The sequence below is a fragment of the Nocardioides sp. GXQ0305 genome (genome assembly GCF_050880345.1).
Taxonomy (GTDB): domain Bacteria; phylum Actinomycetota; class Actinomycetes; order Propionibacteriales; family Nocardioidaceae; genus Nocardioides.
In genome coordinates this window covers 267,522-289,773 of sequence record NZ_JBNYXG010000001.1, presented here as the reverse complement: position 1 = coordinate 289,773, position 22,252 = coordinate 267,522, and the positions used below count along the sequence as shown (strand labels likewise).

22 protein-coding genes and 1 pseudogene are annotated in these 22,252 nt (G+C 73.6%); 7 read left to right on the top strand and 16 right to left on the bottom strand.

What is annotated here, in order from left to right; translation table 11 throughout:
• Positions 1–31 precede the first annotated feature (31 nt).
• Genes ACQ1X7_RS01430 through ACQ1X7_RS01415 form a run of 4 tightly spaced genes read right to left on the bottom strand, consistent with a single transcriptional unit; the run spans position 32 to position 3,118 of the window.
• On the bottom strand, positions 32–745 hold the full coding sequence (locus ACQ1X7_RS01430; protein WP_432476361.1) for an ABC transporter ATP-binding protein: 714 nt from the start codon (positions 743–745) through the stop codon (positions 32–34).
• Between the two features lie 27 nt (positions 746–772).
• The gene (locus ACQ1X7_RS01425) at positions 773–1,375 is read right to left on the bottom strand and encodes a TetR family transcriptional regulator (protein WP_432476360.1); all 603 of its coding nucleotides are present in this window, start codon (positions 1,373–1,375) and stop codon (positions 773–775) included.
• The gene (locus ACQ1X7_RS01420) at positions 1,372–2,187 is read right to left on the bottom strand and encodes a sugar phosphate isomerase/epimerase family protein (protein ID WP_432476359.1); all 816 of its coding nucleotides are present in this window, start codon (positions 2,185–2,187) and stop codon (positions 1,372–1,374) included. The genes ACQ1X7_RS01425 and ACQ1X7_RS01420 overlap by 4 nt, the downstream gene beginning before the upstream one ends.
• A complete protein-coding gene (locus tag ACQ1X7_RS01415; protein WP_432476358.1) occupies positions 2,180–3,118 on the bottom strand; it encodes a Ppx/GppA family phosphatase in 939 nt (312 codons plus the stop codon). Before ACQ1X7_RS01415 ends, ACQ1X7_RS01420 begins: the two co-directional genes overlap by 8 nt.
• 34 nt (positions 3,119–3,152) lie before the next feature.
• Here ACQ1X7_RS01415 and ACQ1X7_RS01410 point away from each other — a divergent pair, with 34 nt between their 5' ends.
• The 3 genes from ACQ1X7_RS01410 (at position 3,153) to ACQ1X7_RS01400 (ending at position 5,338) form a co-directional block, all read left to right on the top strand.
• Positions 3,153–3,914, top strand: a complete 762-nt coding sequence (locus ACQ1X7_RS01410) for a hypothetical protein (protein WP_432476357.1) — start codon at positions 3,153–3,155, stop codon at positions 3,912–3,914.
• Positions 3,915–4,007: 93 nt separating this feature from the next.
• Positions 4,008–4,646 carry a VOC family protein gene (locus ACQ1X7_RS01405; RefSeq protein ID WP_432476356.1) on the top strand — a complete coding sequence of 213 codons (639 nt, stop codon included), beginning with the start codon at positions 4,008–4,010 and terminating at the stop codon, positions 4,644–4,646.
• An 89-nt stretch (positions 4,647–4,735) separates the two neighbouring features.
• Positions 4,736–5,338, top strand: a complete 603-nt coding sequence (locus ACQ1X7_RS01400) for a class I SAM-dependent methyltransferase (RefSeq protein ID WP_432476355.1) — start codon at positions 4,736–4,738, stop codon at positions 5,336–5,338.
• Between the two features lie 129 nt (positions 5,339–5,467).
• Here ACQ1X7_RS01400 and ACQ1X7_RS01395 read toward each other — a convergent pair whose 3' ends face one another.
• Positions 5,468–6,499: a LacI family DNA-binding transcriptional regulator gene (locus ACQ1X7_RS01395; RefSeq protein ID WP_432476354.1), complete on the bottom strand. Its 1,032-nt coding sequence runs from the start codon at positions 6,497–6,499 to the stop codon at positions 5,468–5,470.
• Between the two features lie 105 nt (positions 6,500–6,604).
• Between ACQ1X7_RS01395 and radA the strand changes: the two genes are divergently transcribed.
• Complete coding sequence (gene radA / locus ACQ1X7_RS01390; protein ID WP_432476353.1) at positions 6,605–7,993, top strand: DNA repair protein RadA; 1,389 nt, start codon at positions 6,605–6,607, stop codon at positions 7,991–7,993.
• 89 nt (positions 7,994–8,082) lie between these two features.
• Positions 8,083–9,168 (top strand): DNA integrity scanning diadenylate cyclase DisA, encoded by a 1,086-nt coding sequence (gene disA, locus ACQ1X7_RS01385; protein ID WP_432476352.1) that lies wholly within the window; start codon positions 8,083–8,085, stop codon positions 9,166–9,168.
• Between the two features lie 3 nt (positions 9,169–9,171).
• Here disA and ACQ1X7_RS01380 read toward each other — a convergent pair whose 3' ends face one another.
• Positions 9,172–9,996: a hypothetical protein gene (locus tag ACQ1X7_RS01380; protein WP_432476351.1), complete on the bottom strand. Its 825-nt coding sequence runs from the start codon at positions 9,994–9,996 to the stop codon at positions 9,172–9,174.
• Positions 9,997–10,067: 71 nt separating this feature from the next.
• Between ACQ1X7_RS01380 and ACQ1X7_RS01375 the strand changes: the two genes are divergently transcribed.
• On the top strand, positions 10,068–10,931 hold the full coding sequence (locus ACQ1X7_RS01375) for an A/G-specific adenine glycosylase (protein ID WP_432476350.1): 864 nt from the start codon (positions 10,068–10,070) through the stop codon (positions 10,929–10,931).
• Positions 10,932–10,934: 3 nt separating this feature from the next.
• Here the strand turns inward: ACQ1X7_RS01375 and ACQ1X7_RS01370 are convergent, their stop codons facing one another.
• The 8 genes and pseudogenes from ACQ1X7_RS01370 to ACQ1X7_RS01335 all read right to left on the bottom strand — a co-directional run bounded on the left by ACQ1X7_RS01370 (position 10,935) and on the right by ACQ1X7_RS01335 (position 19,588).
• Positions 10,935–13,529 (bottom strand): ATP-dependent Clp protease ATP-binding subunit, encoded by a 2,595-nt coding sequence (locus tag ACQ1X7_RS01370; RefSeq protein ID WP_432476349.1) that lies wholly within the window; start codon positions 13,527–13,529, stop codon positions 10,935–10,937.
• Between the two features lie 239 nt (positions 13,530–13,768).
• Positions 13,769–14,095, bottom strand: coding sequence for a histone-like nucleoid-structuring protein Lsr2 (locus ACQ1X7_RS01365; protein ID WP_432476348.1), 327 nt, complete (start codon positions 14,093–14,095; stop codon positions 13,769–13,771).
• 132 nt (positions 14,096–14,227) lie between these two features.
• Positions 14,228–15,004 (bottom strand): type III pantothenate kinase, encoded by a 777-nt coding sequence (locus ACQ1X7_RS01360; RefSeq protein ID WP_432476347.1) that lies wholly within the window; start codon positions 15,002–15,004, stop codon positions 14,228–14,230.
• A 2-nt stretch (positions 15,005–15,006) separates the two neighbouring features.
• Positions 15,007–15,906: a carboxylating nicotinate-nucleotide diphosphorylase gene (gene nadC / locus ACQ1X7_RS01355; RefSeq protein WP_432476346.1), complete on the bottom strand. Its 900-nt coding sequence runs from the start codon at positions 15,904–15,906 to the stop codon at positions 15,007–15,009.
• Positions 15,903–17,543: an L-aspartate oxidase gene (locus ACQ1X7_RS01350; RefSeq protein WP_432476345.1), complete on the bottom strand. Its 1,641-nt coding sequence runs from the start codon at positions 17,541–17,543 to the stop codon at positions 15,903–15,905. Before ACQ1X7_RS01350 ends, nadC begins: the two co-directional genes overlap by 4 nt.
• Positions 17,540–17,731 (bottom strand): annotated as a pseudogene (locus ACQ1X7_RS01345) (aspartate 1-decarboxylase); the annotation flags it as partial. The gene ACQ1X7_RS01350 and the pseudogene ACQ1X7_RS01345, both read right to left, overlap by 4 nt.
• A gap of 49 nt (positions 17,732–17,780) precedes the next feature.
• A complete protein-coding gene (gene panC / locus ACQ1X7_RS01340) occupies positions 17,781–18,674 on the bottom strand; it encodes a pantoate--beta-alanine ligase (protein WP_432476344.1) in 894 nt (297 codons plus the stop codon).
• On the bottom strand, positions 18,671–19,588 hold the full coding sequence (locus tag ACQ1X7_RS01335; protein ID WP_432476343.1) for a Rossmann-like and DUF2520 domain-containing protein: 918 nt from the start codon (positions 19,586–19,588) through the stop codon (positions 18,671–18,673). Before ACQ1X7_RS01335 ends, panC begins: the two co-directional genes overlap by 4 nt.
• Before the next feature lie 176 nt (positions 19,589–19,764).
• On the opposite strand from ACQ1X7_RS01335, the gene ispD reads away from it, so the two are divergent.
• A complete protein-coding gene (gene ispD / locus ACQ1X7_RS01330; protein ID WP_432476342.1) occupies positions 19,765–20,481 on the top strand; it encodes a 2-C-methyl-D-erythritol 4-phosphate cytidylyltransferase in 717 nt (238 codons plus the stop codon).
• Positions 20,482–20,490: 9 nt separating this feature from the next.
• Here ispD and ACQ1X7_RS01325 read toward each other — a convergent pair whose 3' ends face one another.
• Both ACQ1X7_RS01325 and ACQ1X7_RS01320 read right to left on the bottom strand, forming a co-directional pair.
• Positions 20,491–21,588: a GNAT family N-acetyltransferase gene (locus ACQ1X7_RS01325; RefSeq protein ID WP_432476341.1), complete on the bottom strand. Its 1,098-nt coding sequence runs from the start codon at positions 21,586–21,588 to the stop codon at positions 20,491–20,493.
• A gap of 78 nt (positions 21,589–21,666) precedes the next feature.
• Complete coding sequence (locus ACQ1X7_RS01320; protein ID WP_432476340.1) at positions 21,667–22,245, bottom strand: hypothetical protein; 579 nt, start codon at positions 22,243–22,245, stop codon at positions 21,667–21,669.
• Positions 22,246–22,252 lie beyond the last annotated feature (7 nt).

Below are 22,252 nucleotides of genomic sequence, written 5' to 3'. Positions count from 1 at the left end.
GGAACGAAGCTCTCCCTTCGAATGGGGTGAATCATGCGGCACCCCTGACGATCGCGAGGAAGGCCTCCTCGATGTCGTCGACGCCGGCCTTCTCCCGGATCTCCTGCGGCGTGCCGTCGGCGATGACCCGGCCCTCCCGCATCAGCAGCAGCCGGTCGCAGCGCTCCGCCTCGTCCATCACGTGGCTGCTCACCAGCACGGCGGTGCCGGCGTCGGCGATCCGGTGGAAGAGGATCCAGAGCTCCTCCCGCAGCACCGGGTCGAGGCCGACCGTGGGCTCGTCGAGCACCAGCACCTCGGCCTCGCCGAGCAGGGCCACCGCGAGGTTCGCCCGGCTGCGCTGGCCACCGGACATGTTGCCGACCACCTGGTCGCGGTGCTCCCGGAGGTCGACCGCGTCGATCGCGCGGTCGACCTCGGCCCGGTCGACGCCGAGCACCCGGGCGAAGAAGCGCAGGTTCTCCGTGACCGTCAGGTCGTCGTACACGCTGGCGGCCTGGGTCTGGTAGGCCACCCGGTCACGCAGCACCCGACTCCCGGCCGGCTCCCCGAGCACGGTCACGCCGCCGGAGCGGGTGCGCTGGACGCCGACGATGGAGCGCATCAGCGTGGACTTGCCACAGCCGCTGGGGCCGAGCAGCCCCGTCACCTGGCCCGGCGGGATCGTCACGTCCAGGCCGTGGAGCACCTCCCGGCCCGAGCGCACGACGACCAGGTCGGACACCTCGATCGCGTTTTTCATCATGTGTTGAATTATGCACACGGGGCCCCGTCACGGCAAGGGGTCGACGAGGTAGCGCTGGATCGTGGGGGCGTACGTCGCCACGACCTGCTCGGCCGGCATCGACGCCAACGGCTCGACCCGCACCAGGTAGCGCAGCAGGATCACGCCGAGCACCTGGCTGGCCACGATCGGCATCCGGTGCTCGGGACGGTCGATGCCGAGCGCCTGCCCCACCGGCCCGAGCACGACGGGCAGGAAGCCCTCGCTCACCAGCCGGGTGGCGGCCGGGTCCATGAGTCCACGCACCATCGTCAGCAGGGCCGGCTGGAGCTCCGGGTCGTCCCACACCCCGAGGAACGTCGTCAGCAGCCGTTCCGCCGCTCCCTCCGGGCCGCCCGCGGTCACCGCGGGCACCAGCAGCGCGCGGGGGTCGACGGGCAGGGCGAGCGAGGCGAGGAACAGGTCGTCCTTGGTGCCGAAGTAGTGGTGGACGAGGGCGGCGTCGACCCCCGCATCGGCCGCCACCGCCCGGATCGTCGTCGCCCGGAACCCGCCCTCCGCGAAGCGCGCCCGGGCCGCGTCGAGGATCGCGGCCCGGGTGTCGGGCGACCCGGGCCGCCGGCCGCGTGGGGAGCTGGTGGAGGCGCTCACGAACGCGTCCCGACCGCGAAGTGGGCGCGCGCGAACTCCAGCGACTCGCGCAGGTCGGCCTCGCGCTGCTCCCGCGAGGTGGCCTTGCGGGTGTTGATCTCCAGCACGACGTCGCCGCCGAACCCCGAGTCGGCGACGTGACGCAGGAACTCAGCGGCCCCCATGACCCCGCGGCCCGGCACGAGGTGCTCGTCCTTGGCCGACCCGCTGCCGTCGGTCAGGTGGACGTGGCGCAGCCGCGACCCCATCCGCACCGCCATCTCGACCACGTCGGAGCGGGCGATCGCGGCGTGTGAGAGGTCGATGGTGGTGTGGGCGTAGGACTCCTGCGACGGGTCCCAGCCGGGCAGGTACATCTCCATGCCGCGGCGCGACGAGGCCCGCCACGGGTACATGTTCTCGACCGCGAACGCGATGCCGGTCGACGCCTCGAGGGCGGCGATGCCGTTGACGAAGCCGGCGGCGTACTCCTTCTGCCAGCGGAACGGCGGGTGCACCACGACCACCTCGGCACCGACCGCCTGTGCCATCTCGGCCGACCGCTCCAGCTTGCCCCACGGCTCGGTGCCCCAGACCCGCTGGGTGAACAGCAGGCAGGGCGCGTGCACCGCGCACACGGGGATCGCGTGGTGATCGGCGAGCTGGGCGACCGCAGCCACCTGCTGGGAGAGCGCGTCGATCCCGACCATCACCTCGACCGCGTCGTAGCCCAGGCTCGCGGCGTACGCGAACCCGTGGGCGGTCGACTCCGGGTACACCGACGCGGTCGAGAGCCCGATCCTGCGCCCCGGGGGACGGCTCGCCTCAGTCACCGTTCGACCGGCGGATCGCGTCGATGCGTTCGAGGATCACGCCCTCGCGCAGCGCCCAGGGGCAGATCTCGAGCGCCGGGAGGTCGAAGATGTCCATCACCGCCAGCGCCACCAGGGCGCCCGGGAGGATCTGGTGGGTCCGGCTCGGCGAGACGCCGGGCAGGTCGCCCAGCTCCTCGTCGGACATCTCCGCGAGCTTGGGCAGCCGGTCGGACAGCACGTCGGCGGGCAGGCTCCGCGCCACGCGCGGTCCGTCGTCGGACGGCGCCGCGCCGCAGATCCGCGCCAGCGACCGGAACGTCTTGGACGTCGCGACCGGATGGTCCGGCGCCCCCGAACGGAGCAGGTCGCCGGCGTCGCGGGCGATGTCGGCACGGATCTTCTTGCGCAGCGCGCGGATGGTGGCGTCGCTGCGGTCGCCGGCGAGGTGCTCGCGCGCCAGCCGGGCGGCACCCAGCGGCATCGACCAGGCGATGTCGGGCCACTCGTTGCTCCCCGCGGCGATCTCGAGCGACCCGCCCCCGATGTCGAACACCGCCAGCCGGCCCGAGGACCACCCGAACCACCGGCGTACGGCGAGGAAGGTCAGCCGCGCCTCGTCCTCGCCCGGGAGCACCCCGATGGCCACGCCGGTCCGGTCCTCGACGGCGCGGAGCACCTCGTCGGAGTTGGTGGCGTCGCGCACCGCCGAGGTGGCGAACGGGAGCATGTCCTCGCACCCCTTGTCCTCGGCCACCTCCAGGGCGTTGGCGACGAAGCCGGCCAGCGCGTCGATCCCGGCCGGGGTCACCGCACCGCCGTCGTCGAGGTGCTCCGCCAGCCGCAACGGCTCCTTGAACGAGGACGCGGGGAGCGGCGCGGCACCCACCGAGGCGTCGACCACCAGCAGGTGGCCGGTGTTGGAGCCGATGTCGAGCACACCCAGGCGCATGCGTCGGAATCTACCGCCCACGTAGAGTTGTCCGGTGCCCGAAGTCGACCTCGTCTTCCCCCGCGCCTGGGTCGAGCTCGTCGATCCCGCCGACGACGACCAGGTGTTCCGCTGCGACCTGACCTGGCTCACGTCCAGCTACATGTGCATCTTCGGGCAGGGCTGCCCGGGGATCTACGCCTCCTCACCGGACACCGGGTGCTGCACTCTGGGCGCCCACTTCTCCGACAACGACGACCTGAAGCGGGTCGCCTCCCACGTCAAGGAGCTGACCCCCGAGCAGTGGCAGTTCCACCCCGGACGTCGGGTCAGGCGTGGCGACTGGGTCGGCCACGACGAGGACGGCGAGGCCAAGACACAGGTGGTCGAGCACGACGGGCAGTCGGCGTGCATCTTCCACAACCGCGACGACTTCCCCACCGGTGCCGGCTGCGCGTTGCACGGGCTCGCGCTCGCCCAGGGCCGGGAGCCGCTCGAGACCAAGCCCGACGTCTGCTGGCAGCTCCCCATCCGGCGCACCTTCCGGACCGTCGAGCGGCCGGACGAGACGTCGTACACCGAGGTCACGATCACCGAGTACGACCGCCGCGGCTGGGGTCCCGGCGGGCACGACCTCGACTGGTACTGCTCGGGCAACACCGAGGCGCACGTGGCGGTCGAGCCGCTCTACGTGACCAGCGCCGCCGAGCTGGTGGAGCTGATGGGCGAGCCGGCGTACGACGCCCTGGCCGAGCACTGCGAGGCGCACCTGCGCTCCCGGTCGGCGCTCGCGCTGCACCCCGCCGACCCGCACTGACCGGGCGGCGTCGGAGCCGTCGTGTTGGCTCGACGTCGAGAGAAGTCGACCCCGCTGTCGGGGCCGGTTCGCGGGAAGCCGACAATGATCCGCATGCGCTTGGACCATCTCTCTTTCGCAGCCGGACCGGATGGCCTTGCCAGCACTGCCCAGCGCATCGGGGGACTGCTCGGCACGGACTTTCTCGACGGCGGAGTTCACCCGCGTTTCGGGACGCGCAACATGATCCTGCCGCTCAACGGCGGGACCTACCTGGAGATCGTCGAGGTTCTCGACCACCCGGCCTCCGACAAGGCGCCCTTCGGCCAGGCCGTGCGCGCCCGCTCGCTGCTCGGGGGCGGCTGGCTCGGCTGGGTGGTGGCCGTCGACGACATCGCCGAGGTCGAGCACCGGCTGGGTCGCGAGTCGGCCAACGGCAACCGCAAGAGGCCCGACGGCACCGAGCTGCGATGGAAGCAGATCGGCATCAACGGCCTGATCTCCGACCCGCAGCTGCCGTTCTTCGTGCAGTGGGAGAGCCCCGACGAGCTGCACCCCAGCACCGGCGCGACCGGTGACTACGCCCTGGTGTCGCTCGAGATCGCCGGCGACCCACAGCGGGTCTCCCAGTGGCTCGGCGAGACCGTCGAGGCGCCGCTCGAGGACGTCAAGGTGGAGTGGGTCGCCCCCAACGGCACTCCCGGCATCGTCGCCGCGGCGGTCCAGACGCCGTCCGGGCTGGTCCGGATCTGAGCGTCCGCTCCGGGGCCCGGCCGAGCCCCAACATCTGGCACCACACCGCGACGTACGAGATCGAGAACCGGGCGGTCGACCCGCACGGCGTGATCGAGGCGGCCATGGCCGGGGTGGCGTCGTGGGCCGGTCGGACGGTCCTGGACATCGGCTGCGGCACGGGCTTCCACCTGCCGCGGTTCGCGTCCACGGCGAGCGCCGTGATCGGCGTCGAGCCGCACGGCTCGCTGGCCGCGCTCGCGCGTCGGCGTACGCAGCGGCTCCCGCACGTCGAGGTCCGGGAGGGGCTGGCCCAGGCGCTCCCCGTCGCCGACGCCTCGGTCGACGTGGTCCATGCCCGCTGGGCCTACTTCTTCGGCCCGGGCAGCGAGCCCGGGCTGGCCGAGCTCGACCGCGTCGTACGCCGGGGCGGGACGGCGTTCGTGGTCGACAACGACCCGACCCGGTCGACGTTCGGCCGCTGGTTCGCCCGCGGCTTCCCCGAGGTCGACCCGGTCGCCGTCGAGACCTTCTGGTCCTCCCGTGGCTGGACCCGCCAGCCGCTCGACGTCCGCTGGGAGTTCGGGTCCCGCGGCGACCTCGAGGCCGTCGTCCGCATCGAGCTCCCCGCCCCCGTCGCCGAGGACGCCCTCGCCTCCCACCCCGGCACCACGGTCGACTACGCCGTCAACCTGTGGTGGCGCGGGTTCTGAACGCGGGGTGCAGGTTTCCCCGCTCAGGCGGGGAAACTGGCGGTTGGCGGGCGAAACTTCCCGCGCCAGGCTCCGGTTTCCCCGCTCAGGCGGGGAAACCGACACCCGCCTGCCGACCCCGCAAGACCCTCAGCTCGAGCCGCGCACCACGAGCTCGGGGGCGAGCAGGACGCCGCCGGCGCGCTCGGGAGGGTGGCCGAGCAGGCCCTCGAGGGCGCGGACGATCTCGACGGCGACCTCCTCGAGGGGCTGGCGGACCGAGGTGAGCCCGGGCGGGACCACCTGCGCGACCTGGGAGTCGTCGAAGCCGACGACCGCCACGTCGCGGCCGGCGACCAGGCCGCGGTCGGCGAGGGTGTGCATCACGCCGAGCGCCAGGGTGTCGGAGGCGCACACGAACCCCGTCGGCGCCGCCTCGTCGAGGAGCACCGCCGACGCCTCGCGACCGCTGCCGACGGTGTCGTCGGAGCGCGAGGCGAGCCCGGTGGTCGCCAGCCCGCGCGAGCGCATCGCGCGGGTCCAGCCGCTGCGCCGGTCCTCGCCGATCACCTGCTCCTTGCGCCAGCCGATCCAGGCGATCCGCTCGTGCCCGCGGTCGAGCAGGTGCTGGGTGGCCAGCTCGGCGCCGGCGGCCCCGTCGACGTCCACCCACGGGTGCCCGGCGTCCGGGTTGTCCCAGGGCCGGCCGAAGGCGACGAACGGCGCCCGCCGGGACCGCAGCCACGCGGCCTGCGGGTTGCCGAGATAGGTGTCGGTGGCGACGAAGGCGTCGACGGCGGTCGAGCGGAGCAGCGCGTCGTACCCGGCGGTGGGGTCCTGGGTGTCCCCGGGGAAGAGCAGCACGTGGTAGCCGGCCGCGCTCGAGGTCTCCACCAGCGAGTGGACGAACCGGTCCATCGTCGCGTTGGCCGTGCCTTCCTGCACGGGCGTGAACCGGAGCCCGATCAGGTGGCTGGTGCGGGTCCGGAGGTTGCGCGCGGCCCGGTTCGGCGAGTAGCCGAGCTGGTCGATGGCCCCCTGGACCCGCTGCAGCGTGTCGGGCCGCAGGAGGTCCGGGTTGTTGACGGCGTTCGACACCGTCTGCCGCGACACCCCCGCGAGCTCCGCCACGTCGGCGAGGGTCGGCGGCAGGGTCGGCGCCTGACCCGAGATCCGCGACATCGTGGCCCCCCTCTTGATCGTTCCAACCGGCACGATACCTCCCGGGGAGGACCGCTGGTCGTGTCGCCCCGCGGACTGTCGGCGGCGTGGCCTAGCGTCAGCCTCATGCCGAGGAGCTCCACCCGTCCCGCCCGCCCCGCCTACCGCTGCAGCGAGTGCGGCTGGGAGACCGCGAAGTGGGTGGGCCGGTGCGGGGAGTGCCAGGCCTGGGGGTCGGTCGCGGAGGCAGCGGCCGTCCCCTCGGGCCGTACGGCGGCCGCACCCGTGACCCGGCCCGCGGTGCCGATCGGCGAGGTGCCGGTCGAGGAGTCGGCGTTCCGCTCCAGCGGGGTCCCCGAGCTCGACCGGGTGCTGGGCGGTGGCCTGGTGCCCGGTGCCGCGATCCTGCTGGCCGGCGAGCCCGGCGTCGGCAAGAGCACGCTGCTGCTCGAGGTGGCGGCGCAGACGGCGCGCTACCAGCGCCGCACCCTCTACGTCACGGGCGAGGAGTCGGCGTCCCAGGTGCGGCTGCGGGCCGACCGGACCGGCGGGATCCACGACCAGCTGATGCTGGCCGCCGAGACCGACCTCGGGGCGGTGCTCACCCACATCGAGGAGGTCCGCCCCGAGCTGCTGGTCGTCGACTCGATCCAGACCATCGCCGCCTCCGGCACCGACGGGGTGCCGGGCGGGGTGACGCAGGTCAAGGAGGTCGCGGCCGCGCTGATCCGGGTGGCCAAGACCCGCAACGTCACCCTCGTCATCGTCGGCCACGTCACCAAGGACGGCTCGATCGCCGGTCCGCGCGTGCTCGAGCACGTCGTCGACGTGGTGCTCCACTTCGAGGGCGACCGCAACTCCCGGTTCCGGATGGTGCGGGCGATGAAGAACCGCTTCGGCCCGGTCGACGAGGTCGGCTGCTTCGACCTCTCCGCCGAGGGGATCACGGCGGTCACCGACCCCACCGGCCTGTTCGTCGAGCAGCACCACCAGCAGGTCCCCGGCACCTGCGTCGCGGTCACCATGGAGGGCCGCCGCCCGCTCCTCGCCGAGGTCCAGGCCCTGGTGACCCACACCGCCGCCGAGCGCCCGCGCCGTACGACGAGCGGGCTCGACTCCTCCCGCACCGCGATGGTGCTGGCGGTGCTCCACCAGCACTGCGGCATCCACCTCCAGCAGAAGGACGTCTTCGCCTCGACCGTCGGTGGGGCCCGGCTGATGGAGCCGGCGACCGACCTGGCGCTGGCGGTCGCGCTGGCCTCGGCCTCCACCGGCCAGCCCGCACCGCGCGGGGTGGTCGCGATGGGAGAGCTGGGACTCGCGGGCGAGCTGCGCCGGGTCCGCGACCTCCCCCAGCGGATCGCCGAGGCCGCCCGGCTGGGCTTCTCGGTCGCCGTCGTTCCCGGCGGGCACGGCGGGTCCGGCCAGGCCGACCGGCGCGTCGACGGGATGCGAGTCCTGGAGGTCCCCGACGTCGCCTCGGCGCTCCGGATGCTGTCCCTGACCCGCGCCTGATCAGCGTCGACGCCCGCGTGACGGGCCGTGATCTCCTACACTGACGGCGCCCCCGCCGCGGAGCGGGGCCATCTCGAGGGGAGGCAGGCGTGGTCGCCACGGACCGCACCGATGAGCAGCTGCGGCTGCGCGCTACGCTGGCCACCATCGCACCCGGCACCCCGCTGCGGGACGGGCTCGAGCGGATCCTGCGCGGGCGCACCGGCGGCCTGATCGTGCTCGGCAACGACAAGACCGTCGAGTCGATCTGCACGGGCGGGTTCAGCCTCGACGTCCCGTTCACCGCCACCGGCCTGCGCGAGCTCGCCAAGATGGACGGCGCCATCATCATCGACCGCGACGTCACCCGGATCATCCGCGCCGCCGTCCACCTGATGCCCGACCACACCATCCCCTCGGAGGAGACCGGCACACGACACCGGACCGCCGACCGGGCGGCCCGGCAGACCGGGTGCCCCGTCATCTCGGTGTCGCAGTCGATGCAGATCATCGCCGCCTACGTCGGCGAGACCCGCCACGTCCTGGAGGACTCCGGGCAGATCCTGTCGCGCGCCAACCAGGCGCTGGCGACGCTCGAGCGCTACAAGCTGCGCCTCGACGAGGTGTCGAGCACCCTGTCGGCCCTCGAGATCGAGGACCTGGTCACCGTGCGCGACGTCGCCGTCGTCGCCCAGCGCCTCGAGATGGTCACCCGGATCGCCCGCGAGATCGAGGACTACGTCCTCGAGCTCGGCACCGACGGCCGGCTGCTCTCGCTGCAGCTCGAGGAGCTGGTCACCGGCGTCGACGCCGAGCGCGAGCTGGTCATCCGCGACTACCTGCCCACCGGGCGGCGGGCCCGGACCCCCGAGGAGTGCCTGGCCCGGCTCGAGGCGCTCTCCCCCACCGAGCTGGTCGACCCCGGCGCCGCGGCCCGCGCGCTCGGGCTCGGCAGCGGCGAGCACCTCGACGGCGCCGTCGCCCCTCGCGGCTACCGGCTGCTGGCCAAGGTGCCGCGGCTCCCACCCAGCGTCGTCGACCGGATGGTCGAGCACTTCGGGACCCTCCAGAAGCTGCTCTCCGCCGGCGTCGAGGACCTGCAGGGCGTCGACGGCGTCGGCGAGCTGCGGGCACGCAGCGTCCGGGAGGGCCTGTCCCGGCTGGCCGAGTCGACGATCCTCGAGCGATACGTGTGAGCCTCAGCCGTCCGCGCGGTCCCGCTGCCCGCGCTGGTCGCCCTGTCGTCCCTCCGCCTGCCCGCCCGCGTCGCGCTGCTGCTCGTCGTCCTGCTTCTTCTGCGGCTTCGCCTTCTTCGTGACCACCTCGGGCTCGGGCTTCTCCAGCTCGAAGTGCAGGTCGGACGGCTCACCGGCGAGCGCCGCCGCGTCGATGTAGTACCAGCCCGGCAGCGCCCAGTCGGTCAGCGTCGAGCACTCGTCGTCGGACCGGCGACCTGACCAGGTCACCTCGACCTCGGTGCCGACCGTGCTGCGGAGGACGACGTCCTCGGTCGGGATCGCCCGTGGGCAGTCCTGGCTGCTCCAGATGTCGTCGTCGCCCGAGGTGAGCTTCACCGTCACCGTCGACGGCGACACCTGCCAGGTGCAGGCGGGGCTGGTGATGGAGCGCAGCTCGAGGGTGAAGGTCACCGGGCCGCCGGCCACCGGCGCACGCGCCGTCGGCGTGACGGCCACGTCGCGGTCGGCACAGACGCCCTCGGGCTCCGCGAGCACCGGCTCGGGGTCGCGCTGCTGGTTCTTCTCCTGCTTCTCCTGGCGCGGCGCGGGCTCCGCCGTCCGGGTCTCGCTGGGGGTGTCGTCCGCGGTGACGGTGGGCTGGTCGGTCTCGTCGGAGGGGTCGGCGGCGACCTGCGTCGCCCGGGGCGGGTCCGCCTGGGGAGCATCGGCGCCGAGCCCCATCAGCCGTGCCGCACCGACGACCAGCCCGAGCACGACGAGGACGAGCACCAGCCGGCGGCGCCAGTAGACGCGGGCGGGCAGTGGTCCGCGGGTCAGCGCGGTCATGAGGGCCACGCTAGAGAGCGCGGGCGCCCGGACGGTGGTGCCACGCCCGGACGCTCCTACGATCGTCACCGATGGACGACCTGCACGCACCGCTGCTTCGGTGGTACGACGAGCACGCGCGCGACCTGCCGTGGCGCTCGCCGTCGGCGACCCCGTGGTCGGTCATGGTCAGCGAGTTCATGCTCCAGCAGACGCCGGTCGCGCGGGTGCTGCCCGTGCACGAGCGCTGGCTGGAGCGCTGGCCGCGTCCCGTCGACCTCGCGACCGAGCCTGCCGGCGAGGCGGTGCGGATGTGGGACCGCCTGGGCTACCCGCGGCGCGCGCTCCGGCTGCACGCCGCAGCCGTGGTCATCGTGGAGCGTCACGGCGGCGAGGTGCCGGCCGACCACGCGGACCTGCTGGCGCTGCCGGGCGTCGGCGACTACACCGCGTCCGCGGTCGCGGTGTTCGCGCACCGGCGGCGGCACCCGGTGCTCGACACCAACGTCCGCCGGGTCCACGCACGGGTCCTCGACGGGGTGGAGCACCCGCCCGCCTCGGTCAGCCGCAGCGAGCGGGAACGAGCCGCGGCGTTGCTCCCCGAGGACGCCTCGGACGCGGCGACCTGGTCGGTCGCCGTGATGGAGCTCGGCGCGCTCGTGTGCACCGCCCAGCGGCCCCGCTGCGGGGCCTGCCCGTTGGCGACCCGGTGCGCCTGGCGGGCGGCCGGCCACCCGGCGTACGACGGTCCGCCGCGGCGCGGCCAGGCCTGGGCCGGCACCGACCGGCAGTGCCGGGGCCGGCTCCTCGGGGTCGTCCGCGACGCCGAGGGAGCGGTACCGCGCCGCCGGCTGGAGCAGGCGTGGGACGAGCCGGTCCAGCGGGAGCGCTGCCTCGAGAGCCTGATCGCCGACGGGCTGCTGGTGCCCGCCGGCGACGGCTTCGAGCTCCCCTAGGTCCTACTCGTCGGACCCGCCCGACTTGGGCACGTCGGACCCGCTGTCGGTGTCGTCCGGCCCGTCGGCGGGCGTCTCGCCGGACGCCCCGGCGTCGACGTCAGCGGTCTCGAACGGCGGCAGGTCGGGCAGGTCACCCATCTTCTGGCCGTGGAACGAGAAGCCCGCGTCGGGTCCCTCGCCGTCGACGTCGACCAGCACGATCTGACCGGGTCCGACCTCGCCGTACAGCATCTTCTCGGCGAGGACGTCCTCGATCTCGCGCTGCACCGTCCGCCGGAGCGGGCGGGCACCGAGGACCGGGTCGAAGCCGCGCTCCGCGAGCAGGTTCTTCGCCGCCTGCGTGAGCTCGATCTTCATGTCGCGGTCCTTCAGCCGGGTCTCGACGGCGACGATCATGTTGTCGACCATCGAGATGATCTGCTCCTGCGACAGCGGCGGGAACACGATGACCTCGTCGACCCGGTTGAGGAACTCGGGCCGGAAGTGCTGCTTGAGCTCCTCCGACACCTTGTTCTTCATCCGCTCGTAGGAGCCCGCAGCGTCCCCGGCCTGCTGGAAGCCCAGGTTGAGCCCCTTGGCGATGTCGCGGGTGCCGAGGTTGGTGGTCATGATGATGACGCAGTTCTTGAAGTCGACCACCCGGCCCTGGGAGTCGGTGAGCCGACCTTCCTCCAGGATCTGCAGCAGGCTGTTGAAGATGTCGGGGTGCGCCTTCTCGACCTCGTCGAAGAGCACGACCGAGAACGGCTTGCGGCGCACCTTCTCGGTGAGCTGGCCGCCCTCCTCGTAACCGACGTAGCCCGGAGGCGAGCCGAACAGCCGCGAGACGGTGTGCTTCTCGCCGAACTCGCTCATGTCGAGCTGGATCAGCGCGTCCTCGTCGCCGAAGAGGAACTCGGCGAGGGACTTGGACAGCCACGTCTTCCCGACGCCGGACGGGCCGGCGAAGATGAACGAGCCGCCGGGACGCTTCGGGTCCTTCAGGCCGGCGCGGGTACGGCGGATCGCCCGGCTGAGCGCCTTGACAGCCTCGTCCTGGCCGATGACCCGCTTGTGGAGCTCGTCCTCCATCTTCAGCAGTCGCGTCGACTCCTCCTCGGAGAGCTTCACGATCGGGATGCCCGTCGCCACGGCGAGGACCTCGGCGATCAGCTCCTCGTCGACCTCGGCGACCTCGTCCATGTCGCCGGCGCGCCACTGCTTCTCACGCTCGGACTTGCGGGCGATGAGCTGCTTCTCCTCGTCACGGAGCCGCGCCGCGGCCTCGAAGTCCTGACCGTCGATCGCGCCCTCCTTGCGCTGCCGGACGTCGGCGATCTTGTCGTCGTACTCGCGGAGGTCGGCGGGTGCGGTCATCCGGCGGATCCGCAGCCGCGAGCCGGCCTCGTCGATCAGGTCGATCGCCTTGTCCGGCAGGAACCGGTCGGAGATGTAGCGGTCGGCGAGGGTCGCCGCCGAGACCAGCGCCTCGTCGGTGATCGTGACCCGGTGGTGGGCCTCGTAGCGGTCGCGCAGACCCTTGAGCATCTCGATGGTGTGGGCGATGGACGGCTCGGCCACCTGGATCGGCTGGAAGCGGCGCTCCAGCGCGGCGTCCTTCTCGAGGTACTTGCGGTACTCGTCGAGGGTGGTGGCGCCGATGGTCTGCAGCTCGCCGCGGGCCAGCATCGGCTTGAGGATGCTGGCGGCGTCGATCGCGCCCTCGGCGGCACCGGCGCCGACGAGGGTGTGGATCTCGTCGATGAAGAGCACGATGTCGCCGCGGGTGCGGATCTCCTTGAGCACCTTCTTCAGGCGCTCCTCGAAGTCGCCGCGGTAGCGCGACCCGGCGACGAGCGCGCCGAGGTCGAGGGTGTAGATCTGCTTGTCCTTCAGGGTCTCCGGGACGTTGCCGCGCACGATGTCCTGGGCCAGGCCCTCGACGATCGTGGTCTTGCCGACGCCGGGCTCGCCGATGAGGACCGGGTTGTTCTTGGTCCGGCGGGACAGGATCTGCATGACCCGCTCGATCTCCTGCTCGCGCCCGATGACCGGGTCGAGCTTGCCCTCACGGGCGTCCTGGGTCAGGTTGCGCCCGAACTGGTCGAGGACCAGCGAGGAGGACTGCTGCTCCGACGGGGCCCCGGAGGCGGACGCGGTGGCCGCGGACTCCTTGCCCTGGAAGCCCGAGAGCAGCTGGATGACCTGTTGGCGGACCCGGTTGAGGTCGGCGCCGAGCTTCTGCAGCACCTGGGCGGCGACGCCCTCCCCCTCCCGGATCAGGCCGAGCAGGATGTGCTCGGTGCCGATGTAGGAGTGCCCGAGCTGCAGCGCCTCGCGCAGGGACAGCTCCAGCACCTTCTTGGCGCGCGGCGTGAAGGGGATGTGGCCGCTCGGGGCCTGCTGGCCCTGGCCGATGGTCTCCTCGACCTGGGCGCGCACGGCCTCGAGGGAGATGTCCAGGCTCTCCAGAGCCTTGGCTGCGACGCCCTCGCCCTCGTGGATCAGGCCGAGCAGGATGTGCTCGGTCCCGATGTAGTTGTGGGAGAGCATGCGGGCCTCTTCCTGCGCCAGCACGACCACCCGACGGGCCCGGTCGGTGAACCGTTCGAACATGCGTATCGCTCCTGTTGCCTCGGGGGCCGGCCCGCTCCCCGGCGGACCGCAACGTCAGGTTCAACCCCGAAGACAGCCTACGCGTTCCCGCCAGAGGCTCACGCCCGTACGCCGAGAGCGAACGTGGTGGCGGTCTGCTTCCGGCTCACCGGTGTTTCGACGCGCCGTCACGACCTCGTTCCTCGGTCGTGGGCTCGCTCAACCCCCTCGGCCGACGCAGCGCGCTCGTTCCTCGCGCTCTACTTGCCTCGGGCGTCGAAGGCCTCACGCACCTCCGCGGGCACCCGGCCCCGGTCGGAGACCTCGAAGCCGTTGGAGCGGGCCCACTCGCGCAGCTCGCGGGCACTCGGGCCGGAGGCGGCGACGCTGGAGCGGGTACGACGGCCGCGGGTGCTCACCTTGCGCGCGTGGCCGACGTAGCTCGCGAGGGCGTCGCGCAGCTTCGCGGCGTTCTTGTCGTTGAGGTCGATCTCGTAGGAGGTGCCGTCGAGCCCGAAGGCCACGGTCTCCGAGGCGTCGCTGCCGTCGATGTCGTCGACGAGGACGATGTTCACTTTCTGCGCCATGTGTGGTGTTGCCTCTCTGGAACGTTTCCCGTGGGGAGCCGTCGCGAATTGTGGAATAGCCAGAGCAGCATGGCAGAAAGGGGCATTCGAGGGAAATCCCGTGAATTCGGGACGCGGAATAGCGGGACGAATTCACCGATTCCGTCGAAAGGCGATCTCCAGGCCGCGCAGGGTGAGGCCGGGCAGGTGGTCGGTGAAGCACCGGCACTCCCCGGCCACCAGCGGGGCGAGCGGCCCGGTGGCGATCACGCGTACGTCACGCTCGGCGCCGAGCTCGTCCACCGTGCGCGCGACCAGGCCGTCGACCTGGCTGGCCACGCCGAACACCATTCCCGACTGGAGCGCCTCGACGGTGTTGCGGGCGATCACGCGGGAGGGTTTCGCCAATTCCACCTTGCGCAATTGCGCCCCGCGGTGTCCGAGCGCGTCCAGCGACAATTCGATCCCGGGCGAGATGGCCCCGCCGACATAGCGGCCGGCCTCGTCGACGACGTCGAACGTCGTCGCGGTGCCACCGAAGTCGACCACGACGGCCGGGCCTCCGACGTCGGTCGCCGCGGCGAGCGCGTTGAGGATCCGGTCGGTGCCGACCTCGCGCGGGTTGTCGGTGCGCACCGGCACCCCGGTCCGCACGCCCGGCTCGACGACGAGGTGGGGCAGCTCGTCGAAGTGGCGCGCCAGCATGTCGCGCCACTCGTGGAGCACGGCGGGGACGGTCGCGCAGACCGCGATGCCCGTGACCTCGGCCAGACGCTCGGCGAGCAGCCCGCGCAGCAGCACGGCCCACTCGTCGGCGGTCCGTCCCTCGACGGTGGCGACCCGCCACTCGGCGACCACGGTGCCGTCGTCGACGACGCCGAGGGCGGTGTGGCTGTTCCCGATGTCGGCGGCGAGGATCGGACCGGCCATCCTCACTCCTCCCGCAGGTCCAGGCCGAGGTCGAAGACCGTGACCGAGTGGGTGAGCGCCCCCACGGAGATGAAGTCGACGCCGGTCTCGGCCACCGTCCGGGCGCGGTCCAGGGTCAGCCCGCCCGAGGCCTCCAGGGTGGCCCGTCCGTCCGTGAGCGTCACCGCCTCGCGCATCAGCTCCGGGGCCATGTTGTCGAGCAGGATCCGGTCGCAGCCGACCGCCAACAGGGCGCGCAGCTGCTCGAGGTCGGTCACCTCGACCTCGACGGGCAGGTCCGGGAACCGCTCGCGCACCGCCCGGTACGCCGGGACCACGCCGCCGGCCGCGACCACGTGGTTGTCCTTGACCATCGCCATGTCCGCCAGCCCGAACCGGTGGTTGACTCCCCCACCGCAGCGGACGGCGTACTTCTGGAGGGCGCGCAGGCCGGGGAGCGTCTTGCGGGTGTCGAGGACCCGGGCGCGGGTGCCCTCGACCGCGGCCACCCAGTGCGCGGTGGCGGTGGCGACGCCCGAGAGGTGGCTGGCCAGGTTCAGGGCGGTGCGCTCGGCGGTCAGCAGCCCGCGGGCCGGTCCGGTGACACCCATGACGGTGTCGGCGGCCTCGACCCGCGTGCCGTCGGGCACGCGGCCGGTGACCTCGAGGTCCGTCCCGCAGGTGGCGTGGAAGGCGAGCACGGCGATGCCGAGGCCGGCGACGACCCCCGGTTCGCGGGCGTTGAGCTGGCCGACGGCCCGGGCCTCGGGCGCGATGGTCGCGACGCTCGTCGCGTCCGCTCCGCCGTCGGGGAGGTCCTCGGCGAACGCCCGGCACAGCAGGTCCCAGACCTCCCCGGTGTCCAGGCCCGCAGCCGTCAGCTCGTCGAGCAGGGCGGGCGGGGCGTCGGCGAGGCTGGTCATGCGGCACCTCCGTCGGTGGCTGGCGCGGGATGGAAGGTGGCCGACGGGACGCCGTGCGCGAGCACCAGGTCGACGTGTCCCGCCCAGGCGGCGTCGTCGCGGTCCGGGTGGTCGTCGCGCCAGTGGGAGCCGCGGGTCTCCTCACGGAGCGACGCCGCAGCCGCCAGGGCCCGGCTGACCGTGACCAGGTTGGTGGCCTCCCAGGCGTCCGGTCCCGGCTCGTGGCCCACCTCCTCGGCCAGCACGTCGAGGTCGGCGAGGGCGGAGTCGAGCCCCTTCTCCGAGCGCAGCACGCCGACCCGGTCGGTCATCACCTCCTGCAGCCGCCGTCGTACGGCGCCGGGCACCAGGCCGGCCGCCCGCCGGTCGGCGACCGGCTCCGACCAGGGGCGCAGCTCCCCGGGCAGCACCTCGGCGATCCGGCGGGAGAAGACCAGGCCCTCGAGCAGGGAGTTGGAGGCCAGCCGGTTCGCGCCGTGCACGCCGGAGCAGGCGACCTCGCCGGTCGCGTAGAGGCCCGCCACGTCCGCCCGTCCCCAGAGATCGGTCGCGACGCCGCCCGACGCGTAATGCTGGGCCGGCGCCACCGGGACCAGCTCGGTGACCGGGTCGACGCCGTGGGAGCGCGCCGTCGCCAGGATGGTCGGGAACCGGCGCTCCCAGAACGCCGGGCCCAGGTGGCGGGCGTCGAGCCACACGTGCGGCATCCCCGTCTCGTGCATCCGGCGGGTGATCGCCTTGGCGACCACGTCGCGGGGCGCCAGGTCCTCGAGGGGGTGGACCCCTTCCATGATCCGGCGTCCCTCCCCGTCGACCAGGACCGCACCCTCGCCGCGCACCGCCTCGGAGATCAGCGGCTGCTGGCCCTGCGACTGCTCCCCGAGCCACATCACGGTCGGGTGGAACTGGACGAACTCCAGGTCGCGCAGCGTGGCCCCGGCCCGCAGCGCGAGCGCCATCCCGTCGCCGGTGGCGACGGCCGGGTTGGTCGTCTGGGAGAAGACCTGCCCGAGCCCGCCGCTGGCCAGCACGACGGCCCGGCACAGCACCCGGCCCACCCCGTCGACCTGGCCCTCGCCGAGCACGTGCAGGGTCACGCCGGCGACGCCGCCGTCGGCGGCGGGGACCAGGTCGACGGCGAGCGCGTGCTGGATGACCTCGATCTCGGGCGCCCGGTCCACGGCCGCGATCAGGGCGCGCTGGATCTCCGCACCGGTCGCGTCGCCGCCCGCGTGGGCGATCCGGTCGCGGTGGTGCCCGCCCTCGCGGGTCAGCGACAGCACGCCGTCCTGCTGGTCGAAGACCGCGCCCCAGCTGATCAGCTCGCGCACCGCCTCGGGCCCCTCGTGCACGAGGACCCGCACCGCCTCCCGGTCGCACGCCCCGGCACCGGCGACCAGGGTGTCCCGCTCGTGCTGGGCGGGGGTGTCGCCGGGCCCGAGGGCGGCGGCGATGCCGCCCTGGGCCCACTGCGTGGACCCGGCGTCGAGGACGTCCTTGGTCACGACGAGGATCCGCCCGACCTGGCCGTAGAGCCGCAGCGCGGCGGTCAGGCCGGCGATGCCGGACCCGACGACGACCACGTCGGCGCGGGTCGTCCAGCCGGGCTCCGGCGCGGCCAGGCGCGAGGCGATCACCCGAGGATGATGTCACCGCGGGTCAGCAGCGCCGAACCGTTGGTCTCGGCGGGATCGGAGCCGGTGCCCACGATGCGGTCGTCGGCGTCGAGGAGGACCACCCGTGGCTGCGGCTCCCGAGCCTCCGCCGCGTCCATCTGGCCGTGGCCGATCAGGATCACCACCTCCCCCGGGTGGACCAGCCGGGCCGCGGCGCCGCGGCCCGGTGGATCCTGCTCGTCATCGTGGTCCGCAGCATCAGCGGTCTCCTCCGGTGGGGGTCCCGCCGAGGGTGAGCGGCAGGTTGTCGATCAGGCGGGTGCCGCCGACCCGTACGGCGGCCAGCAGCCGCCCCGCCGTCCCCGGCGGTGGCGCCGCGGGCAGGTCGCCGAGGTCGGCGTCGGTGACGACCAGGTAGTCGAGGTCCAGGCCGTGGGCGCGCCGCAGCTCGACCCGGGCGCTGCCGAGCACCGCGTCGCGGCCGCGCTCCTGCGCCGACCGGCCGGCCTCCAGGACCCGGATCAGGGCCGATGCCCGCTGCCGCTGCTCCGGGTCGAGGTAACGGTTGCGGGACGAGAGCGCGAGGCCGTCGGGCTCTCGCTGGGTCTCGACGCCGACGACCTCCACCCCCAGGCAGAGGTCCGCGACCATCCGGCGCACGAGGACCAACTGCTGGTAGTCCTTCTCCCCGAACACCGCGACGTCGGGTCGCACCAGCCCGAACAGCTTGGCCACGACCGTGAGGACCCCCCGGAAGTGCCCGGGACGGACCGCGCCCTCGAGCACCTCGCCGAGCGGGCCGGGCGAGACGTTCACCGCGGGCTGGCCGCCCGGGTAGACGTCGTCGACCCGCGGCGCGTAGACGACGTCGGCGCCCTCGCGAGCGCACACCGCGAGGTCGGCGTCGAAGGATCGCGGGTAGCGCTCCAGGTCCTCACCAGGACCGAACTGGAGCGGGTTCACGAAGATCGAGACGACCACCCGTCCCTCGGGGCCGACGCGGTCCCGGGCGGCGCGGACGAGGCAGGCGTGGCCGGCGTGCAGCGCCCCCATCGTGGGGACGAACGCGACCGCCGCACCGGCCCGACGGGCGTCGGCGAGCCGGAGGCCGAGCTCGTGGCGGTCCGACGCCACCGCCAGGGGAGGGGTCACGGCTGCGGGTGCGGGAGCTGGTCGCCGGCGTCGGCGGCGTCGAGCACCCGGCGGATCGCCGCGGCCCGGATGGGCAGCACCCGCCCGTCGGTGACGACCCGGTCGAGCGTGGCGCGCGCCAGGGCGATGTACGACGGCAACGAGTCGGGGGCCTGGGCGGCCAGCTCGGCGACGTGGGCCCGCACGGTCTCGACGTCTCCGCGCACCACGGGGCCGGTGAGCGCCGAGTCGCCCTGCCCGAGACTGTTGGCGAGGGCCGCCTCGAGCAGCGGGCGCAGGGTCGCGCCGGGGTCGTCGAACCCGGCGGACGACAGCAGCTCGAGGGCCTCGCTGACCAGGGTCACCAGGTGGTTGGCGCCGTGCGCCAGGCCCGCGTGGTAGAGGGCACGACGCTCCTCGGGCACCCGGACCGCGCGGCCACCCAGGTCGGAGACCAGCTGCTCGGCGAGCCCGTGCTCGCCGTCGGCGACGGTGACCCCGTAGGTGCAGCCCGCCAGCCGAGGGAGGTCCACCGCCGTGCCCGTGAAGGTCATCGCGGGGTGCAGCGCGATCGGCCGGCACCCCAGGGCCGTGGCCGGGTCGAGCACCGCCAGGCCGTGCCGGCCCGAGGTGTGCGCCACGACCTGGCCCTCGCGCAGCGCGCCGCTGGCGGCCAGCATGGAGACCGCGTTGCCGAGCATGTCGTCGGGGACGGTGAGCAGGAGCAGGTCGCACGCCCGGGCCACGGCCGACGGCTTGCGCACCGGGACGCCGGGGAGCAGGGCGGCGATCCGGCCGCGGGAGGCATCGGACTCCCCCGCGGCGGCGACGACCGGGTGGCCGGCGGCGCGCAGGGCGGAGGCCAGCACAGCCCCGACGCGACCGGCGCCGACGACGCCGATGCGCAGGGGGGCGCGCACGGGAAGACTGCTCATCTCGCGAACCTCTCGTTTCGGTCCCGCCGACATCCGCGGTCGCGGCCGGTGCGGGTACCAGACGATGCGTGTCCGGTGGATCAGTGAAAATCTACGCGGCGCCACCCGCTGCTGGGAACCGTCGCGAGGTGTGACGTGCGTGACTCCGGACGCCGCGGTGCTGCGAGGATGCCGCCATGGACGCGACTCCGGCCCCCCGGCGGCGGGTGGCCGTGCTGCTCGCCGGGGGCACCGGCACGCGGACCGGGCTGGACCGACCCAAGCAGCTGGTCGAGGTGGCGGGGCGCACCCTGCTCGAGCACGCGCTGCGCGCGCTCCACGACCATCCGGACGTCGACGAGGTGCTGGTCGTGATGGCGCCCGACCACCTCGACGCCGCCCGGGCGGTGGCGGCCGGGTACGCCAAGGTGACCGCGGTGCTGGCGGGCGGCGAGACGCGGACGGCGAGCACCCTCGCCGCGCTGGCCCACCTCGGCGACACCGACTGCCTGCTGCTGCTCCACGACGCGGCCCGTCCGCTCCTCCCCGCCCGGGTGGTCAGCGACTGCCTGGCCGCGCTGGCCGGGCACGGGGCGGTCGCCACGGTGATCCCGTCGACCGACACCGTGTTCGAGGTCGGTCCGGACGGGACGATCAGTGGGGTGCCCGCGCGCGAGGGGCTGAGGCGCGCCCAGACACCGCAGGGGTTCCACGCAGACGTGCTGCGCCGGGCGTACGCCGCGGCCGCCACCGACCCGGGGTTCGTCGCCACCGACGACTGCTCGGTCGTGCACCGCTACCTGCCCGACGTACCCGTCGCGGTGGTCGACGGCGACGAGGCGCTGCTCAAGGTCACCAGCCGCCTGGACCTGGTGGTCGTGGAGGAGCTGCTGCGGCGCCGCGGCGGGGGCTGACGGAGGACGTCAGGCGACCGGCACGTCGCGGTGCCACGACTCGGTGACGTACGACGTCTTCCAGCCGAGGGACTCGTAGAGACCACGTGCGCCGGTCGGGGAGTCGGCGTCGACCTCGAGCCCGACCCGGTCCCGCCCGCGCGCTGCGGCGTCGGCGATGATCGTGTGGAGCAGCGCCTTGGCCACACCCCGGCCGCGGGCGTCGTCGAGCACCCCGATGTAGGAGACGTAGGACCCGTCGCGGCCACGGCTGGACTCGAGGTGGGTGCCGACCAGCGCGCCGACCGGGATCGGCCCGATCCCGTCGAGGTCCTCGTGGGCGAGCTCGGCCAGCCACCAGTGGTCCCACCGGTGGCCGGGGTCCTCCCGCACCCGGTGGACGAACTCACCGAAGGTCTCCTCCCACGAGTTGAAGTGGTCACGGAAGGCCTGCTCGAGCACCTGGTGGACGGCGTGCAGGTCGACGGAGTCGGGGAGCCCGTCCTCGTCACGGCGCCGGACCCGCCTGATCGTGACGTCGCCGCGCTGCCAGCCGGCCGGGTCGGGCACCATCCCGGCGTCGTCGGGGCTCACCGGGCGGGACATCTGGAACCAGGTCCGGACCCGCCGGAACCCGGCCTGCTCGAGCCAGTCGTGCTGCCGGGCGTCGTCGGCGAAGGCACCGGTGTCGATCTGCTGGACCTCGAGCTCGCGGGCCGCTCCGACCGAGCGGGCCTGCTCGTCGGCCCACGAGAACAGCAGGCCGGCGCAGGCGTCGGCCAGGTCGTCGGACAGCCCGCGCTCGACCACGTGGACGAACAGCATCCGCCCCTCGGCCCGGTCGTGGACACTGCCCCACGCCCGGATCTCACCGTCGGGGTCGCGCACCACGACGTTCTCGCGCATCCGCAGCCCGGCCTCGGAGACCTCGACCAGGACGTCGTCGACCGAGGCGCCGGCCCACCCGCGGCCGGCGCGCTCGTGCTCGCGGAGCAACGCGGTCAGCCGTGCGATCGTGAACCGGTCGGACGGATCGGGCGCCGCCACGCGCCACCCGTCGAGGAGGTGCTCGGAATCCGCGAGGATGCCGTCGAGGTCACTGTCGAACCGGTTGGCCGCGGGGATCACGTCGGCACATTCTGCCGCACGACGTACGACGCCCCACCGACCGGTGGTCGGCGGGGCGTCGGTGCGACTCGGTGCTGCTCAGGCGTGCATGCGCTGCGGGGTGGACTCCCAGGCCGCGAGCTCTGCCCGCACCGCCTCGAGCTCCTGCTGGAGCTCGGAGACCCGCAGCGCCGCCTCGGACGCGCGCTCCTCGGCCTCCTCGAGGCGGGTACCGACCTCGCGGCCCTCCTGCTCGGCCAGCTCGGCCCGGCGGGCCTCGGCGTTGAACTTGCGGACCGCGTCGGCCGCCCGCCGCTGGGCCTCGCCCAGCGCGGACTCGAGCTCGGCGAGCGCGAGGTCCTGCTGGTCGGCCCGCGCCTGCATGGCGCGGGAGAAGGCGAGGTGCTCGGTCGTGCGCTGCTCGGTGAGCTCGCGGTAGGCCATCGCCTGCTCGGCCCGGTCGCGCGCAGCCTCGCGGCGCGACTGGACCAGCTCGGTGTGGGTGATCCGGGTGGCCGTGGCGCCCAGCACCACGGAGGACACGGCAGCGAAGGCCTGGAGGGCGGCCACGTCACCGAGGAACGCCGCGGTCACGAGGACCGCGGCGCACGTCAGCAGGAAAACGGCGACAGTCAGGCGCGTGCTGCGCTGCCGCCGACGTGCGGTCGGGGAAGACATAGCACGA